The organism is Edaphobacter aggregans DSM 19364 (genome assembly GCF_000745965.1).
Lineage (GTDB): Bacteria > Acidobacteriota > Terriglobia > Terriglobales > Acidobacteriaceae > Edaphobacter > Edaphobacter aggregans.
Genome location: NZ_JQKI01000017.1, coordinates 83,273 through 99,263, shown reverse-complemented (window position 1 = coordinate 99,263; position 15,991 = coordinate 83,273). Strand labels below are relative to the sequence as shown.

The 15,991-nt window shown below is 62.8% G+C and carries 15 protein-coding genes; 9 read left to right on the top strand and 6 right to left on the bottom strand.

The annotated features are described in order from the left end of the window. Nucleotides 1-75 precede the first annotated feature (75 nt). Together Q363_RS08860 and Q363_RS08855 are read left to right on the top strand one after the other, a co-directional pair. Nucleotides 76-1,134 carry a hypothetical protein gene (locus tag Q363_RS08860; RefSeq protein WP_211256147.1) on the top strand — a complete coding sequence of 353 codons (1,059 nt, stop codon included), beginning with the start codon at nt 76-78 and terminating at the stop codon, nt 1,132-1,134. Nucleotides 1,135-1,191: 57 nt separating this feature from the next. Continuing rightward, nucleotides 1,192-1,458, top strand: a complete 267-nt coding sequence (locus Q363_RS08855) for a hypothetical protein (protein ID WP_035349434.1) — start codon at nt 1,192-1,194, stop codon at nt 1,456-1,458. A gap of 119 nt (nt 1,459-1,577) precedes the next feature. On the opposite strand, the gene Q363_RS08850 is transcribed toward Q363_RS08855, so the two are convergent. Then, complete coding sequence (locus Q363_RS08850; RefSeq protein WP_035349432.1) at nt 1,578-2,522, bottom strand: hypothetical protein; 945 nt, start codon at nt 2,520-2,522, stop codon at nt 1,578-1,580. An 85-nt stretch (nt 2,523-2,607) separates the two neighbouring features. Here Q363_RS08850 and Q363_RS45370 point away from each other — a divergent pair, with 85 nt between their 5' ends. The 6 genes from Q363_RS45370 to Q363_RS08820 all read left to right on the top strand — a co-directional run bounded on the left by Q363_RS45370 (nt 2,608) and on the right by Q363_RS08820 (nt 9,115). Next, nucleotides 2,608-3,516: a histidine kinase dimerization/phospho-acceptor domain-containing protein gene (locus tag Q363_RS45370; RefSeq protein ID WP_035349431.1), complete on the top strand. Its 909-nt coding sequence runs from the start codon at nt 2,608-2,610 to the stop codon at nt 3,514-3,516. Further along, a complete protein-coding gene (locus Q363_RS08840) occupies nt 3,504-3,989 on the top strand; it encodes a sensor histidine kinase (protein WP_035349430.1) in 486 nt (161 codons plus the stop codon). The genes Q363_RS45370 and Q363_RS08840 overlap by 13 nt, the downstream gene beginning before the upstream one ends. Nucleotides 3,990-4,095: 106 nt before the next feature. Further along, nucleotides 4,096-6,498 carry a S9 family peptidase gene (locus Q363_RS08835; RefSeq protein ID WP_245632120.1) on the top strand — a complete coding sequence of 801 codons (2,403 nt, stop codon included), beginning with the start codon at nt 4,096-4,098 and terminating at the stop codon, nt 6,496-6,498. Then, entirely contained in the window at nt 6,447-7,055 is a 609-nt protein-coding gene (locus tag Q363_RS08830) for a regulatory protein RecX (protein ID WP_342667400.1), read from the top strand. The genes Q363_RS08835 and Q363_RS08830 overlap by 52 nt, the downstream gene beginning before the upstream one ends. Nucleotides 7,056-7,122: 67 nt before the next feature. Continuing rightward, nucleotides 7,123-7,704 carry a TetR/AcrR family transcriptional regulator gene (locus Q363_RS08825; protein WP_035349427.1) on the top strand — a complete coding sequence of 194 codons (582 nt, stop codon included), beginning with the start codon at nt 7,123-7,125 and terminating at the stop codon, nt 7,702-7,704. Continuing rightward, nucleotides 7,688-9,115, top strand: coding sequence for a nitrilase-related carbon-nitrogen hydrolase (locus tag Q363_RS08820; protein WP_035349426.1), 1,428 nt, complete (start codon nt 7,688-7,690; stop codon nt 9,113-9,115). The genes Q363_RS08825 and Q363_RS08820 overlap by 17 nt, the downstream gene beginning before the upstream one ends. Here the strand turns inward: Q363_RS08820 and Q363_RS08815 are convergent. After that, nucleotides 9,112-9,303, bottom strand: coding sequence for a hypothetical protein (locus Q363_RS08815; RefSeq protein WP_035349425.1), 192 nt, complete (start codon nt 9,301-9,303; stop codon nt 9,112-9,114). The genes Q363_RS08820 and Q363_RS08815 overlap by 4 nt on opposite strands. A gap of 72 nt (nt 9,304-9,375) precedes the next feature. On the opposite strand from Q363_RS08815, the gene Q363_RS08810 reads away from it, so the two are divergent. Continuing rightward, on the top strand, nt 9,376-10,290 hold the full coding sequence (locus tag Q363_RS08810; protein WP_035349424.1) for a hypothetical protein: 915 nt from the start codon (nt 9,376-9,378) through the stop codon (nt 10,288-10,290). Here Q363_RS08810 and Q363_RS08805 read toward each other — a convergent pair. The 4 genes from Q363_RS08805 to Q363_RS08790 are packed head-to-tail and all read right to left on the bottom strand — an operon-like array spanning nt 10,287 to nt 15,871. Then, nucleotides 10,287-10,739, bottom strand: a complete 453-nt coding sequence (locus Q363_RS08805) for a PIN domain-containing protein (RefSeq protein WP_051978572.1) — start codon at nt 10,737-10,739, stop codon at nt 10,287-10,289. The genes Q363_RS08810 and Q363_RS08805 overlap by 4 nt on opposite strands. Further along, the gene (locus Q363_RS08800) at nt 10,729-10,980 is read right to left on the bottom strand and encodes a type II toxin-antitoxin system Phd/YefM family antitoxin (protein ID WP_035349422.1); all 252 of its coding nucleotides are present in this window, start codon (nt 10,978-10,980) and stop codon (nt 10,729-10,731) included. Before Q363_RS08800 ends, Q363_RS08805 begins: the two co-directional genes overlap by 11 nt. Before the next feature lie 46 nt (nt 10,981-11,026). After that, nucleotides 11,027-12,580 (bottom strand): hypothetical protein, encoded by a 1,554-nt coding sequence (locus Q363_RS08795; protein WP_035349420.1) that lies wholly within the window; start codon nt 12,578-12,580, stop codon nt 11,027-11,029. Nucleotides 12,581-12,613: 33 nt separating this feature from the next. After that, a complete protein-coding gene (locus Q363_RS08790) occupies nt 12,614-15,871 on the bottom strand; it encodes a TonB-dependent receptor (protein WP_035349419.1) in 3,258 nt (1,085 codons plus the stop codon). Nucleotides 15,872-15,991: the final 120 nt, after the last annotated feature.

Below are 15,991 nucleotides of genomic sequence, written 5' to 3'. Positions count from 1 at the left end.
GGCCCAGAGAAGGGGGAAGGTTATGATGGTCGAGACAAAGCATCACGCGACACACGAGTTACGGCGGAGGAGTGCATGGAGGCGAAGAAGAGACAGCTGGTTGGGTCCATTGTCTTTAGCGTGGCGGTGATCGTTCTGGTGTGGCACTACCAGGCTCCGACGGAGGCCGACGCGGTGATGGCGGCGTCGAAGCTGGCCGCGACGGGACCGGGGATCGCGGGCGGTGCGGGGCCGACTCCGGTGACGGGGCCGCGGATCGCGGGCTGCCCGGTGTTTCCTGCCGACAATGTGTGGAATACGCCGATCGACACGCTGAAGAAGGACAAGCGCTCGGAGGACTACATACAGCGGATGGGGCCTGCGCTTGTGCTGCATCCGAACTTCGGTTCGGATCCGAACAACGGCATTCCGATCACGATCATCAAGTCGAACCGAGCACGGCTGCCGATCTCGTTTACGTATGGGGATGAGAGCGATCCGGGGCACTATCCGACTCCGGAGGGGGCGCTGGTGGAGGGCGGATGGAACTCGCCGCTGGACTCGGACCGGCACATCATCATGATCGATGAGGCGCGCTGCCTGTTGACGGAGCTGGGTGGCGTGGTGAAGCAGAAGGACGGAAGCTGGTCGGGGGGCGCGGGGATCAAGATGGACCTGACGAGCAACGCGCTGCGTCAGCCGGATAAGACGTCGACGGATGCGGCGGGACTGGCGGTGCTGCCGGGGCTGCTGCGCTACGACGAGATTGTGGCGGGCGAGGTGAGGCACGCGATCCGGTTTACGACTCCGAAGACGCAGAAGGCTTATGTCTGGCCGGCGCGGCATAGGGCTTCTCCGAGAGAAGACCCGACATATCCTCCGATGGGGGAGCGGTTCCGGCTGAAGGCGGACTACGACATCTCGAAGTTCTCGAAGGAGAACCAGGTGATTCTGAAGGGGCTGAAGAAGTACGGAATGATCCTGTCGGACAACGGCGGCCCGTGGTTCATTATCGGCGAGCCGGACAAGCGGTGGAGCGACGTGGACCTGGCGAGGCTCAAGACGCTGAAGGGCGAGGACTTTGAGGCGGTGGACGAGTCGGACTGGCAGATGCTGGCGGATTCCGGCCGCGTGGACCCGGTGGCGCTGCGTTGAAACAGGCAATTTATTCAATGAGAGTGCGATAATTTTCGTAGACAGTCGGAGAGGGCAATGTCTTACAGCGAGAGCTATACGTGTGATGTTTGCGGCAAGAAGAAGGGCGTGGATGAGAGCTGGTGGCTCGCGTGGGTGGACTGCTTTCCCGGAAGGGCGCCGGAGGAGGATCAGCCGCTGATCAAGCTGACGCGATGGCAGACGTACCATGCGCACTCGGATGGGGTGAAGCATCTGTGCGGCGCGCGATGCGCGGGGACGCTGATGGACCGGTGGATGATGGATCAGCATGCTGATCCGGATGCTCATTGCGAGACGGTGTAGGGCGTCGGGCTGTCGCGCGCTGTCTTGCCGGGGTTAGACGAAAAGCGAAATACAGGGGGCTCTCCACGGTGGCGCGACTAAAGTCGCGCCACCGGTCGAGATGACGTTTGTGAAGAGCGCTATTTAGGTGGAGCGGCGGGAGCGGTCTGCTGCTGGGGCTGCTGCGGCTGTTTGTTCTGGTCGCTGTCGGGGGCTCGATTGTTGGTGATGTCCTGGCCGTCGTAGATGATGCGGCTGGTGGCGCGGAACTGCTTGTAGTCCGTGTACTTGACGATGTTCTTCATGTGGACGTCCTGCGCCATCCCGCCGTTTCCGCCGGGAAAGTGGAGGACGCCTTCAGCCTTGGTGTAGGTGGGGAACCAGTATTTGCCGTCGATCTGCTCGTAGTAGGTGGTGAAGGGGGGCTGCAGGTCTTCGTGTCCTTTGCGGGTGTCCTGGGGGACGGTCTGGCCGTTGATTAGGACGATCTGGAAGTCCTGCTGATCGACCCAGACCTTGCCCTGGAAGTAGCGCTTTCCCTTGACGAGGGTCTTGGGTCCGGCGGAGAAGACGTAGGTTTCGAGATCGTCGACCTTCTGGCGGCCGAGGTACTGGATGTCGTACTGGGGCATCTCCTCGGCGGTGAGGACGAAGGGGAGGCGGTGCTCAATCTCCTCGAAGTCGGCGGTGGTCATCTGGACGCGCTCGAGGGTGTTCTGGGGGGCGAAGACGACGCGCTCGCTGCGCTTGCCCTGCTTGTCGAAGGTGATGTCGGTGACCTGGAGGTACTCGCCGTCGGGGCGGCCGTTGTCTTCGGAGAGGGTCTGGACGCGGACGGTCTGGCGGAAGATGTAGTTCTCGCGGGCGCGGCTGAACTCGGACTCGCGCTCACCGAATTTTTTGATGACCTCGGCGACGGTGATGCCGGAGGGGGGCGCGGGGTCGAGGGGGCCGAAGCCGGCGATGTTCTGCGACTGGGCGGCGCCGTCTGGATTCAGGACAGCGGCGAAGGCTACGGCGGGTGAGGCCGATAGCGGGACAAGAGATGCTGCGAGAAGTCCGGCTGCGATGGCTGAGCGATTCATCTGAGTTCGGTGCTCCAGGCACTGTGAGGCAAGGCTACGCCTTTCCTCTGATACAGGATAGACGCGGCGGCGGGAGGTTTGGTTGATGCTGGCGGAATGGCAGAGGGCGGTGCCGCAGGCGGCGCACGGTTCGACCGGGCTGCATGCGGCGTATAGTGCGCTGATTTTGGAGCTGATGGCGATTTTGGCGCTGGCGGCCGCGATGTGGATGATGTGGCGGAGGCTGCTGGCCGCAGGCGCGGAGCGTGATCGCGAACGGCGAGGGCGCGAGGAGATGGAGGCGTATACGCGCCTGGGCCGCGACGGCGACGTGGCTCTGCTGGGGCGGAGAGTCTGCGGCGTGGTGGCGGCGCGAACCTCGTTCGGGCGCGTGGCGATGCTGGCTCGCGACGCCGAAGGAAATCTGTACGTGGCGGCGAGCGAGGGCATGGACGCGGCGACGGTGGCCGCCGTGGAGACGTGGGCGTCGCGCGCGGTGGAGCGTGAGCGCACGGGCGGCGCGGGGATGAGCGGTGGTGTGCGTCTGGGAGCGCGGAGCCTGGTGGTTCCGCTGGGGGAGCTCGGGAAGGCGGTCGTGGTTCCGCTGGGGACGACGAGCGGCCGCATGATGGGGGCGCTGGTGGTTCGCGCCGACAGCGTGATGCAGGTCCGCAGGCGCGTGGCGGAGGAGGCGGTTGCTGCGCTGGAGGCTCTGGGAACGAAGCTGGGCCGGGCGATGGAGAATGCGGAGCTGGCGGAGCGGTTGCTGCGGGCGGAGAAGCTGGCAGGGCTGGGGATGCTGGCGGGAGGCGTGGCTCATGCGCTGAACAATCCTCTGACGGCGGTGATGGGATTTGCGGAGCTGATTCGCGAGACGGCAGTGGAGCCGAGGGTTCGAAGGGACGCGGGCACGATCGTGGATGGGCGAAGCGGATGCGGGAGACGGTGCAGCGGCTGCTGGACTTCTGGCGGCCTCCGGTACAGCGCGAGGAGGCGGTGGATGTGGGCTCTCTGATACGGGAGCTGGCGGAGGCGTGCGAGGCGAAGCTGGCGGCGCGCGGAGTGCGGCTGACGATGCAGGTGGCCGAGGACGCTCCTGCCGTGCGGGGAAGCCGCGACCGGCTGCGGCAGATGCTGGAACATCTGCTGAACAACGCGGCGCAGGCGATTGGAGCGGCCGAGCAGCCAGGAGGAGATGGGCTGCGAGACGATGCGATCCGGATAACAGTGGGGCACGATGCGCGAGCGGTCCAGATGATTGTGAGCGACACGGGGCCGCGGTTTCGCGAGCCGGGGCGGGTGTTCGATCTGTTCTACACGACGCAGGCGCCAGGCGACGGCGACGGGCTGGGGTTGAGCATCTGCTACGGGATTGTGCGCGAGCATGGAGGGGAGATCAGCGCGTTCAACCTGCATCCGCAAGGAGCGGCGGTGGTGGTGGAGCTTCCGATCGACAAGGTGGTGCGCGAGGAGACGAGGGTGGCTTGAAGGCAGGGAGTAGGGAGTAGGGAGTAGAAGACGAGGGAACTGGTTTGGTTCGGCCTTGCGTTGGCTCCGGGTTTTGGAGGAGTAGACTGGCGCGGGAGTGAGGCCGATGAGGATACTTGCGGGTCTGCTTGTGGGGCTGGTGGCCGGGGGTGTGGGGCTGGGACAGGGAGTGGGTTCCGGTGGGAGTGCGACGAGTGGGGTTGCGTTTGCGGGTGCGGCTGCTACGCGCGCGGCGGTGAGCCAGGAGACTGGGAGACGGGCGGGGGTGAGCCAGAATGCCGCTCAGGATGCGGACGAGAGTGCAGGCAGGCGGCCGATGATGTTTGCGGATCTGCAGAGGATGAAGCGGCTGAGCGATCCGCAGATCTCGACGTCAGGGACATGGGTGATGTTCTCGGCGATGGATGTGGACCTCGCCGCGAATACGAAGATCTCGCACTTGTGGGTCGTTCCGCTGGCCGGGGGACGGGAGCGGCAGCTGACGTTCTGGAAGGAGGGCGAGGCGAATGGGAGGTTCTCGCCGGATGGGAAGCGTCTGATGTTTGTGTCGGCGGATGGAGGGATGTCGTCGCAGATCTACCTGGCGGACTGGAATGAGGTCGAGGGAAAGATGGGGACGCCGAAGCAGCTGACGCATGTGAGCACGGAGGCGGATGGCGCGGTGTGGTCTCCGGACTCGAAGCGGATTCTTTTTGTGTCGCGGGTGTATCCGGAGTGCAGCGATGAGGAGTCGTGGCATGAGGAAGACAACTGCAACAGGCGAAGAGACGACGCCGCGGCGAAGAGCCAGGTGAAGGCGATGGTGTTCGACCATCTGCTGTACCGGCACTGGAACAGCTATGTGGGGGCGAAGCGAAGTCATGTGCTGGTGGTGAGCGCGACGGACGGCAACCTGGTTCGCGACCTGACTCCGCGGAAAGATATCGGCGATGCGGAGGCCCCGGTGTTTTCGCTGGGGGGCCCGGTGGGATATGCGTGGGCTCCGGACTCGAAGGAGATTGCGTATGTGACGAACCTCGATGCGGTTCGGGCTGCGAGCACGAACAACGATGTGATTACTCTGCGGTTGGATGAACAGAGAGCGCGGCCGGTGCGGATCTCGACGAGTTCGGGGAGCGATAATGCGCCGGCTTACTCGCCGGATGGGCGATGGCTGGCGTTTCGTTCGCAGGCGCGGGCGGGATATGAGAGCGACCAGTTCCGGCTGATGGTGTTTGACAGAAGCAAGTCAGCGAGTCAGCAAGTCAGCGAGTCAGCGGGGCAACAAGTCGGCAAGTCGGCGGGGCAGAAAAACAGTCGTGCGGCGGCGAGCAGGGCTGCTGAGGAGGGGCCACTGCGGGAGCTTCTGCCTCGGTTCGATCTCTGGGTGGAGGAGTTCCGGTGGGCGCCGGACTCGAAGACGATTTATTTTGTCAGTGGTGAGCTGGGTGATGCCAATGTGCTGTCGGTGGGCGTGGATCTGCCGGAGGCTACGGCGATTGCCAACAGGGCGGAGTATGGTGATCTGCAGATCTCGCGGGACGGGCGGACGATTGTGACGTCGATGATGACGGTGCGGAGTCCGGCGGCGATCTCGGCGATACCGCTGGACACGGAGGGGCATGGCGGCGCGCCGGTGGCGCGGCTGACGCACATGAATGACGCGCTGCTGACGCAGCTGGATCTGCCGCGGATGGAGAGTTTCATGTTTCCGGGGGCAGAGAACACGACGGTGCAGGGATTCCTGCTGCGGCCGCCGGGGTTCGATGCGACGAAGAAGTATCCGGTGAAGTTTCTGATTCACGGCGGGCCGGAAGGGGCGTGGGGGAATGCGTGGAGCTATCGCTGGAATCCGGAGCTGATGGCGGCGAGCGGGTATGTGGTGGTGATGGTGAATCCGCGCGGGTCGACGGGGTATGGGCAGGCGTTTATCGACGGCGTGAACGGCGACTGGGGAGGCAAGGCGTACATCGATCTGATGAAGGGCCTGGACTACGCGGAGCAGCACTACGGCTTTATCGATAAGACGCGCGAGTGTGCACTGGGCGCGAGCTATGGCGGGTACATGGCGAACTGGATCCTGACGCATACGAATCGGTTTGCGTGCATTGTGACGCATGATGGGATGTTCAATCCGCAGAGCGCGTATGGGACGACGGAGGAGCTGTGGTTCAACGAGTGGGAGTTCCGCGCGCCGGGAGACAAAGAGCCGGGGCAGCCGTGGCGGTACTTCGACCGGCCGGTGGCGACGGACCCTTTCCGGAAGTGGTCGCCGATGCTCTCGATCAGGAATGCGAAGACGCCGACGCTGGTGATTCATGGCCAGCGTGATTACAGGCTGGATGTGAGCGAGGGGTTTCAGTTGTTCACGGCGCTGCAGCGGCTGAATGTGCCTTCGCGGATGCTGTACTTTCCGGACGAGGGGCACTGGGTGCTGAAGCCGCAGAACTCGCAGCGATGGTATGAGGAGGTGGGGGAGTGGTGCGACCGGTGGACGCGCTCGAACACCTACTCGGGTACAGTGCAGTAATGGCGTTTGGACGGGCGAAGAAGAAGAGAGAGCCGCTGGGTGAGGCGGCGCTGTTTGAATATGCGGTCGGCGTGCTGGCTCGGAAGATGCGCTCGGTGCGCGACCTGAAGCGGCTGATGCGGACGCGTGCGGAAGAGGGCGAGGCGGGGGAGAAGGCGATGGATCGCGTGGTGGCTCGGCTGAAGGAGCTGAACTATCTGAGCGATACGCGGTTTGCGGCGGACTATACGCGGCTGCGCAAGGAGAACGAGAAGTTTGGCCGCAGGCGCGTGCACCAGGACCTGGTGCAGAAGGGTGTGCACAAGGAGCTGGTTGCATCGACGATTGCGGAGGTGTACGAAGATGTGGATGAGGTGGCGCTGGCGCGGGAGTACCTCGCGCGCAAGCGGATGAAGAAGCCTGAGGGTGAGGATGCGAAGAAGCAGGCGGCGCGGGTGATGGGACGGCTGATGCGCGCGGGGTTTTCGGCGGCGGCGATCTTCAAGGTCCTGCGGGAGTGGGACGTTGAGGTGGATGAGGTGGAAGAGCCTTTGACGGACGTGGACGAGGAGTCCTAGGCGAGCGAGAAAATAATTTTGTTTGTGCGGGAACCTTTTGTGTCCTGATGATGTATACAGTGTATACATGACGGAGAGATCCACCTCGGAGAAGATCGCCTCGGCGGCGCGCAGGCTGCTGGACCGCGAGGGCGCGGATGCGATAACGATGCGGCGCGTTGCAGAGGCCGTGGGGATTACGGCGATGGCGGTGTATCGACACTATCCGAATCGCGCGGGGCTTTTGAATGGACTGGCAGATGAGGGATTTGCGGAGCTAACGTTGCGGTTGGAGGGTTTGCGGCCATCGGGGGATGTGAAGCGGCGTCTGGAGCGTGTGATGGATGTTTTTCTGGATCATGCGCTGGAGCGGCCGCGGATGTTTGAGCTGATGTTTCTGAAACCGCGGGAAGGAGCGCGACGGTTTCCGGAGGACTTCAGAGCGGGCAGGTCGCCGACGGCGAATCCGAGTGCGGCGATTCTGCGCGAGGGGATGGAGGAGGGTGTGCTGCGCGAGGACGATGTTTGGGAGATCGTCTTTGAGATGGGAGCGCTGCTGCAGGGTCTGATCATGCTGTACCTGGGCGGGCGCATGTCGATGTCGGAGAAGGAATTTCGGAAGTTCTGTCGCAGATCGTTTGAGAGGTACATGCATGGCATCTGCAGATAGGGCTGGATGGATAGAGGCAGCGTTGGCCGTGGTGGTAGCGGCGACGCTGAACTGGTTCGGCAATGGGCTGAATCCGGTGTGGCCGCTGATGTGGTCCGCGATGCTGCCGGTGCTTTGGTTCGCGTTGCGTGGCTCCCAATGGGCGACTGCGGTTGCGGCGGTGGCGTCGACGCTGCTCGGTGGTTTGAGCATGTGGCACTACCTGCACAGTGTGCTGGGCGCGCCGGCTGTGGTGTGGATTGCGGCGTATGGGCTCGGGGCGGTGGTGATGGCGGCGGCTGTGCTGCTGTTTCGCGCGCTGGTGCGGCGCGGGCGTGTGTGGAGCGCGCTGGTGGCGGTGCCGGCGATGTGGGTGACGTGCGAGTATGTGCGCAACCTCGTGACTCCGCACGGATCGGCGGGGAGCTTTGCTTATACGCAGCTGAGGTTTTTGCCGTTTCTGCAGCTGGCTTCGGCGACGGGGCCTTGGGGGATGACGTTCTTTCTGCTGTTGTTTCAGAGTGCGGTCGCGATTGGGATATTTCTGTGGGGGACGGAGCGGAGGTTGGCGCTGCGCGTGGTTGGCGTGGGAGTTGGAGCTGTTGTGGCGGTGTTGGTGTTTGGTGCGGTGCGATTGGCGGCTCCGCAGGGGAAGACGATTCGTGTGGGGCTGATCTCGTCGGACGAGCGCGCGTTTGCGACGGTGGCGGATGAGGGTGCGCCGATGGAACAGTTGTTTCGCGCGTATGCAGCTGAGGCGGAGAAGCTGGCGGCACAGGGCGCGCAGGCGATTGTGATGCCGGAGAAGCTCGGTGTGGTAATTGAGCCGGAGATGAGTGCGATGGATGGCGTGCTGCAGGCGACGGCGGACAAGACGGGAGTGGCGATCGTTGCGGGAGTGGTGCGCGTGGCGAAACCACTCAAGTACAACGAGGCGCGGGTGTATGTTCCGCACGTGCAGGTGGCGAGCTACGACAAGGAGCATATGCTGCCTCCGTTTGAGTCCGACCTTGAGCCGGGTACGTCGCTGACGATGCTGCCCCGAGAGCGTGGGGCGATCGGCGTGGCGATCTGCAAGGACATGGACTTTGCGCGGCCGGCGCGGAGTTATGGCGAGGCGGGCGCGGGAGTGTTGCTGGTGCCGGCGTGGGATTTCTTCGTGGACGATGCGTGGCATGGACACATCGCAGTGATGCGCGGTGTGGAGGATGGGTTCAGCGTGGTTCGCTCGGCGAAGGGAGGTTTTCTGACGGTGAGCGATTGGCGTGGGCGGATCGTTGCGGAGGCTCGGAGCAATTCGGCTCCGTTTGCGACGCTGATTGCTGATGTTCCGGCGGAGCATCACGCGACGGTTTATCAGCGGCGGGGGGACTGGTTTGCTTGGGTTTCGGTGGGCCTGCTGGTGTTTGTTTTGCTGCGGGTGTGGCTCTAGATAGCGCGGAGCACGCGGCCAGGGAGGGAGAAGAGCGCGGCGATGAGATCGAAGGTTCCGCCGATCGCGATTCCTACAAGCCGGAAGGGCAGGAGCACGAGCCAGATGAGCGGGTAGAGGATGACCGCGGCGATGGCGAGGGGCCAGCAGGTTACGAGGAGAATGCAGAAGAGGAGCAGCTTGAGCATTGGGGGTTTTCTCTCCTGCGTGAGATACGAAGGCGTGTGCGGGAAAGTTCCTGCGAGTGGGATGATGGTGGGATGGAGCTGGAGCGCGTCGTTGCGGTGGACTGGTCCGGGAGGGTGGATGTTGCGGGTCAGCGGCGGCATATCTGGGCTGGAGTGTGGGCTGCGGGCGAGGTGATGCTGGAGGCGGGGCGGACGCGCGAGGAGCTGGTGGAGTGGCTGATCGCGATGTCGCGGGAGACTCCGCGGATGGTGGTGAGTTTGGATTGCTGCTTCAGCTTTCCGGCGTGGTTCCTGGCTGAGCATGCGTGTGAGACGGTGTTTGAGTTTTGGCGCAAGGTGGCGGAGGGGCAGGGTGAGCGGTGGCTGGCGCGGGAGTGCGAGGAGGTGGCTCGCGATGTGCGGTTTTGGGGGGCTCCGCATAAGCGGCCAGAGGAGTTGTGCGGGGAGAACTTTCATCGCGGTTTGCGGTTGACGGATATGGACAACAAGGTGACGCCGAAGATGGTGGGGGAGGATCCGGAGAGGGCCGCGAAGGTGAGGGGGATTACGCCGAAGTCGCCGTTTCAGATCGGTGGGTCGGGCAGCGTGGGGACGGGGAGCCTGCGGGCGATGCCGTTTCTGCTGCGCATGTGGGAGGCGGGGTTTCGGGTGTGGCCGTATGAGTCGGCGCAGCTGAAAGACGCGAGGCCTAGGCCGCTGCTGGTGGAGATGTATACGCGGCTGATGACGGGTGCGGTGGCGAAGAGTAATGAGTCGGCGCGGAGGAGGTATCTCGCGGCGAAGAAGAGGAAGAGCGATGCGCTGTATGCCGGATTGGGACGTGGGGTTCTGATGAAGGCGCAGGGGAGCGAGGATGCGTTTGATGCGCTGGTGAGCTGTCTGGAGATGGTTCGGTGGAAGGGTGAGTTTGCAGGTTTGAAGGCTACGGAGGATGAGGTGCTGCGGCTGGAGGGGATTACCTGGAGGCCGGGGATTCAGGAAAGCTAGATATTTGCGATCAGGGACTTGAGTTCGCGCAGGGTCATCTTGAAGGGGTTTATGAAGTCCACTCCTTCGAGGGATCGCCCATCCTGAAAATCTTCTGTCAGCAGGACGTGGCAACCAGCGCGCTTGGCTGTTGCCCATAGGAGGGCATCGAAGAAGGACAGGTTATGTGATTGTTGTGCGCGAACCGCAGCAAACAGATCCTCTGTCAGAGGCGATACGATAGGGAATGACTTTTCGTGATATTGGAGAATTTTCACGAGCTGCGAAGCAGCCATCAATCGTTTGCGTGTTACCACAGCAGCAAATTCATTGAGAGATTGCAGCATGAGCGGCTGTCTCATGATCGCGGCACGCACCAGGAGCTTCCCGGCAAGCGTATGCTTGTTGCCCTGACTTGAGTCGATCGCGTAGATCAGGATGTTGGTGTCCAGAGTGAACTTATCGGCCACGGCTATATAGCTCGTCGCGGTCTACGCGCACTCCTCCAAGATCGATCCCTTTCTTCAGAAAGCCTTCGAGTTCGTGAACAGCCGCTTCGTGCTTGAGGTCGCGCTCTTCATGCTCGGCATAAGGCACGATTCTGGCGACAGGCTTGCCGCGTCTCACGAGAACGAGGCTCTCGCCCGATTCGACCTCGGCGATGCAGGACGAGAATTTTTGGTTTGCTTCTCGCAGCGAGACTCGACGCATTGGTTGATTCCTTACAGAAATTGTACTACGTACTACATTATACCGCTTACGGTTGCGGTTCGACGGTCAGGGTCATCTGGCGCATTCCGGTGTAGGTGATCTCGAAGGAGTCGTTGGGGTGGTAGTAGGTGGCTTCCTTGACGGCGAAGTCTTTCTGGTCGGCTTTGATGGTGACGGTTAGGCCCGGGAGGGTCCACTTGTTGGCGGTGATGTCCGCGCGTTTGGCTCCGGCGGCTTTGAGGCGGAAGGTGACGTTGCCTATGGCAACGATTTGCATTGAGGTCTTGTCGACGATGGCGTCGATCTTTGGGGCTTGCGAGACGTAGAACCAGCCGATGCTCTTTGCGGGTGTGCGCCACTGGACGGTGGCGGGGTGGTATTGGGTGGGATTGGGCGCGTCTTTGGTTAGGTTGGTGAACTCGCCGCCGAGGATGACCTTGTCGCCGATCCATGCGGTGGCGCGGCGGTCGCTGGTGATCTGGCGCTTGACGGCGTGCTCGCCGGAGAAGGTTTGGATTTTAGAGAGAGCTTCGGCGGGCGGGTTGGCGCCGAGGATGACGACCTGCGGGGCGAACCAGAGGTCGGGGAGGTGGTCGGTGTGTAGTGTGGGGATGGGCAGGGGGGCTTTGCTGGCGGGAAGGAGCGTTCGCATCCAGACGCCGGTGAAGGCGACGTAGGTCTCCATGTCCATGCCGTAGGAGCGGTCGTAGGGGCCGGCGATGTTGCGGAGGCCTGGGTGGTAGAAGTCGGCGATGTCGCTCCAGAGGGTGGCTTCGATTTTGGTGCCGAGGTCGCGTATCTCGCTGGTTGAGCCGTAGGATCGCCAGAGGGCGAGGCCGTAGAGATCGACACCGTAGTAGGTGGGCGAGTTGTACTCGTTGAAGGCGTTGTGCTCGTGGAAGTACTTGCCGACGGTCGTGATCCAGAGGGCGGACTGCTTCTTCCAGTCTGTGCTGTTGTCGTGGGTGGCGGCGAAGTCCAAGAGGGCGCCGTACATGAGGGCGACGTTGGAGTAGTTGGGGAGGAGGCGGCCCTGCTTCATCTCGCCGACGATGGCGCGGTCGATGGCGCCGTACATGCGGCTGGCGAGCTCGCGCGAGATGCGGTCGGGGTACTCGATGAGGATCATCTGGAAGGTGGTTCCAATGAACTCGCGCCAGTTGGGGTCGTAGTGGCGCCACATCGTTGTGTTGTCGCCGGAGGGTTCGGGCTCTTCGGGGGTGCGGCGGAAGGTTCCGTACCAGGGCTTGCCCTGGTCGGTGAACTGCTCTTTGATGACGGCTTCGAGGGCTTCGGCGGCGCGGGCGCGGTCGCCCTTGGCGTCGCGCATGAGGAGGCCGAGCGCGTAGCAGCTGGTCTCGCGGACCATGTACTTTGCGTGGTGGCTGGAGTCGTGGTCGATGGGGGCCGCCGGAGTGAGAACCAGGTGGGCTTTGGGGTCCCATGCGGCGTCCATCGACCTCATGGCAGCGGTGAAGAGTTGGCGGGCGTTGGGGTCGAGCTTTGCCGGCGTGATGTTGCGGGGCGCGGCGGCTTGGGCGAGGGCGAGAGGAGCGAGGGCCATTGCGAGTGCAATGGCCCTGGTGTTTTGAAGGAGCATGTGCGGTCCTTGTGGTGAAATATGGTGCGTTGGTTAGAACGTCAGTTTGCCACCGAGTTGCAGGGTCCGGTTCGCTCCGTTGGTGGAGGTGATTGTGCCGACAGTCCTGGTGTTGGTGATTGCTGTAGCGGGAAGGGCGAAGGTTGGGTGATTGAAGACGTTGAAGGCATCCACACGAATCTGGAGATTGACGTTTTCGTGAAGGCGAGTGTTCTTCGCAACGGCGGTGTCCCAGTTCTGGTAGCGTGGGCCCCACATCATGTTGTATGCGGAGTTGCCGTACTGGAAGTCAGAGGAGTAGAAGGCGGCTGGGTTGAACCACTGGTTGATCGTCTTGTTGCCGGGGTAGAGAGCGACTCCGGGACGGCGGTTGGCGCGACAAGTTGAACCGGCACAGGAGATACCGCCCTGAAGACTCGACACCTGCGTGACGGAGAAGGGCGCGCCGGACTGGAAGGTGGTGATTCCGGAGATGGCCCAGCCGCTGATCAGCGCGTTGGTGAAGCCGCTTGCATCGCCGAAGAACGCCTTGTTCTTGCCGAACGGCAGGTCGTACAGGTAGCTGACGACGAGCTGATGCGGACGGATGATGCCGATGTTGCCGTAGGAGTCGTTGGTGTGGAGCGAGTCCTGGAAGTTTTCGTTGCCCAGGACGCGGATGTACTGGTATTCGGCGTTGAGGATGAGGCCATTCGAGTAGGCCTTGTGAAGGCCGATCTGCGCGGCGTTGGAGTTCATGGAGAAGATGGGCGCGTCGTACCAGAAGATGTTGGAGAAGGGTTGGATGGGGCGGCGGGGCTGTACGTTGCCCGGCGCAGGCACGACGGCGTTGAGGTCAGGGTTGACGTTGCCGCCGCCGTGGTAGTTGTTCTGCTTGAGCGAGCGTGAGCCGACGTAGCCGAGGCGCAGACCGAAGTTCCCGGGAAGCTGACGCTCGACGGCGAGGTTCCACTGCTCCTGGTAGGGAGTGACGGGCGAGTTCTCGGTGTTGGCGACAGGATTGGTCGCGACGGTCCCGGAGCCCGGGAAGGGGTTGCTCATGGTGATGGAGGGCACTCTGCCGGTGGGCTGGGAGTATGTCTGCACGGAGTAGAAGGGAAGGCCGGTGAAGACGGGGTTGGCTGTGTCGAGGGTGGGGAAGAGGTTGAAGAAGACGCCGAAGGCTCCGCGGACGACGGTCTTCGGTGTGGGCTGATAGGCGAAGCCGAAGCGGGGCGCGACGTTGTTGGTGTCCTGGCCGAGGTAGCTCCAGATGTTCGAAGGCAGCCCGACGTTCTTTGCAAGCACGACGGGTACGGCTGCTGCCACAGAGGGTAGCGTGGCGGTGGGGAACTCCTTGTTGAAGACGACGACCTGCTTGAGCGACGGGACGTACATCGAGTTCAGGCCATAGGGGTTCTCCTGCTGCCACTGCAGGTCGTAACGGATGCCGAGGTTGAGGGTGAGTTGCGGAGTGACGCGCCAGTCGTCCTGGATGAACATGGCGTACTGCGGCTGCAGGATACGGATCGTTGAGGCGGGAGGATTGGCCTTCTGGGTCTGCGTGGGATAGCCGAGCAGGAAGTCCGCGTAGGCGTTGCCGGAGTACTGACCGTTGAAGTTGTAGGCGCCGCGCTGCGGTGACAGTACGGCCTGGTTCCAGTGATTGGAGCGAAGGAACGCGAAGCCGGTCTTGATGTTGTGGTTGTGCAGGACTTTGGTGAGGACGAAGGAGAGCTGGAAGGTCTGGTCGAGGTCCCTCGATCCCTGTTCGGCGACGGTGGTGATGTTGGTGACGGTGAGCTGCGGTGCGCCTTCGAGGGGTTGAGGTCCGAGGCCGGGGATGATGGAGGCGAAGTCGGTGCCTACATTCTGCGGCGTGCGATAGATGGGAACGTGGTTATAGGAGCCGGTGAACTGCGAGAGCAGCGTCGGCGAGAAGATGTGTGTCCAGCCGACGATGGTGTTCATGTTGCGCTCGCCGATGCCGGCCATTCCGCCGAACTTGCTCGTGCCTGAGCCTTGATTCGCGACAGACGGGTTCGGCCCGAAGAGACCAGCGATGTAGGTGGCGAAGAGCGTGTCCTTGGAGGTGAGTCGATGATCGAGCCTGAAGGCATAGCGGTCGACGTCTTCGGCAAGGGGAACGTTTTCAATCAGGTTGACGCCGGTGCCGGGGCGGTTAGGAAGCGGGTAAAGGGAGTTCTGGAGCGCTACAGAGACCGAGTTCTGGCGCGAGGCGGGAATCTTGTTTCCTTGGAATGGTGTCTGCGTGATCGGGTCGATGATTGGCGTGGTGAATTCGGAGAAATCACCGTTGCGCTGGAGGCTGGTCGGCATCTGGCTGGAGAGCGTGACGGCCTGGCGGCGGCGGAAGCCTTCGTAGTTGAAGAAGAAAAAGGAGCGGTCGCGTCCGTTGTAGAGATGCGGAATGAGGATGGGGCCGGAGATGTTTCCACCGAACTCATTGCGGTTGTACTTGGGCAGAGGGCTGGCTCCGGCGAAGTAATTCTTCGCTGCGGTAACGCGGTTGCGGTTGATCGCAAGCAGCATGCCGTGGAAGCCGTTGGTGCCTCCGCGGCTGACGACGATGACCTGCGTGGGCTGCGCGAACTCAGCCTGAGCACCGGTGGTGATGGTCTTGAACTCGCGGATGCCGTCGAGCGGGGGATACTCGCCGTAGCCGCGCTGAAGGAAGGCGCTGGTGTTGGTGGCGCCGTCGATGGTGAAGCCAGCCGAGCCGTACGCTGACGCTCCGCCGACCGACGGAGTGATTCCGAAGACGGGGATGGAGTCCTGCGCGCCGGGGTTCTGGATGCCGGGGGCGAGGGCCATGAGGCCAGTGATGTTGAGGCGTCCGTTGAGCGGCGTGTTGACGATGGTTGCGCTGTCGATGACGAGGCCGACGGAGGAGTCCTCGGTCTGGATGGGCGGGGCCTCGGCGGTAACGGTGACCTTGTCGTTCTGCGAGCCAATCTGGAGGGCGGCGTGGATCTCGACCTTCTGGTTGATCTCGAGGGTCAGCTCCTGCTCGAAGGTCTTGAAGGAGGCCATCTCGACGGTGACGCGATAGCGTCCGGGCTGGAGCAGGGGAATGATGAACTCGCCGGTATCGTTCGTGGTGGCGACTCGGTCTTCGTTGGTGTCGAGGCGTTTTGCGGTGACCTGCGCGTTGGCGACGACTCCGCCGGTCGCGTCGGTGACGACGCCCGTGATGGTGGCGGTGATGCCCTGTGCGTGAGCGAGGGTTGGAGTCAGGAAGGCGAGTGCGATGAAGGCTAGGAGCAGAAGTGGGGAGAGTCGGGCGCGCATTGTGGTCCTCCGAAAGGGGGCAGTCAATTGAGCCTGTGCTTGTTCCGAAAGCGGTAACTTTTCGCGGAAATTTGTTTTTACCTGTTCAGGTCGGGCTACGACTGTAGGCGGGAGGAAAAA

What these genes read in the sequence shown, in the direction of transcription:
- Q363_RS08855 (WP_035349434.1), top strand. Translation starts at nt 1,192, where the DNA reads ATGTCTTACAGCGAGAGCTATACGTGTGATGTTTGCGGCAAGAAGAAG.
- Q363_RS08820 (WP_035349426.1), top strand. Translation starts at nt 7,688, where the DNA reads ATGGCATCTGCAGATAGGGCTGGATGGATAGAGGCAGCGTTGGCCGTG.
- Q363_RS08815 (WP_035349425.1), bottom strand. Translation starts at nt 9,303, where the DNA reads ATGCTCAAGCTGCTCCTCTTCTGCATTCTCCTCGTAACCTGCTGGCCC.
- Q363_RS08810 (WP_035349424.1), top strand. Translation starts at nt 9,376, where the DNA reads ATGGAGCTGGAGCGCGTCGTTGCGGTGGACTGGTCCGGGAGGGTGGAT.
- Q363_RS08860 (WP_211256147.1), top strand. Translation starts at nt 76, where the DNA reads ATGGAGGCGAAGAAGAGACAGCTGGTTGGGTCCATTGTCTTTAGCGTG.
- Q363_RS08790 (WP_035349419.1), bottom strand. Translation starts at nt 15,871, where the DNA reads ATGCGCGCCCGACTCTCCCCACTTCTGCTCCTAGCCTTCATCGCACTC.
- Q363_RS08835 (WP_245632120.1), top strand. Translation starts at nt 4,096, where the DNA reads ATGAGGATACTTGCGGGTCTGCTTGTGGGGCTGGTGGCCGGGGGTGTG.
- Q363_RS08795 (WP_035349420.1), bottom strand. Translation starts at nt 12,580, where the DNA reads ATGCTCCTTCAAAACACCAGGGCCATTGCACTCGCAATGGCCCTCGCT.
- Q363_RS08825 (WP_035349427.1), top strand. Translation starts at nt 7,123, where the DNA reads ATGACGGAGAGATCCACCTCGGAGAAGATCGCCTCGGCGGCGCGCAGG.
- Q363_RS45370 (WP_035349431.1), top strand. Translation starts at nt 2,608, where the DNA reads ATGCTGGCGGAATGGCAGAGGGCGGTGCCGCAGGCGGCGCACGGTTCG.
- Q363_RS08800 (WP_035349422.1), bottom strand. Translation starts at nt 10,980, where the DNA reads ATGCGTCGAGTCTCGCTGCGAGAAGCAAACCAAAAATTCTCGTCCTGC.
- Q363_RS08850 (WP_035349432.1), bottom strand. Translation starts at nt 2,522, where the DNA reads ATGAATCGCTCAGCCATCGCAGCCGGACTTCTCGCAGCATCTCTTGTC.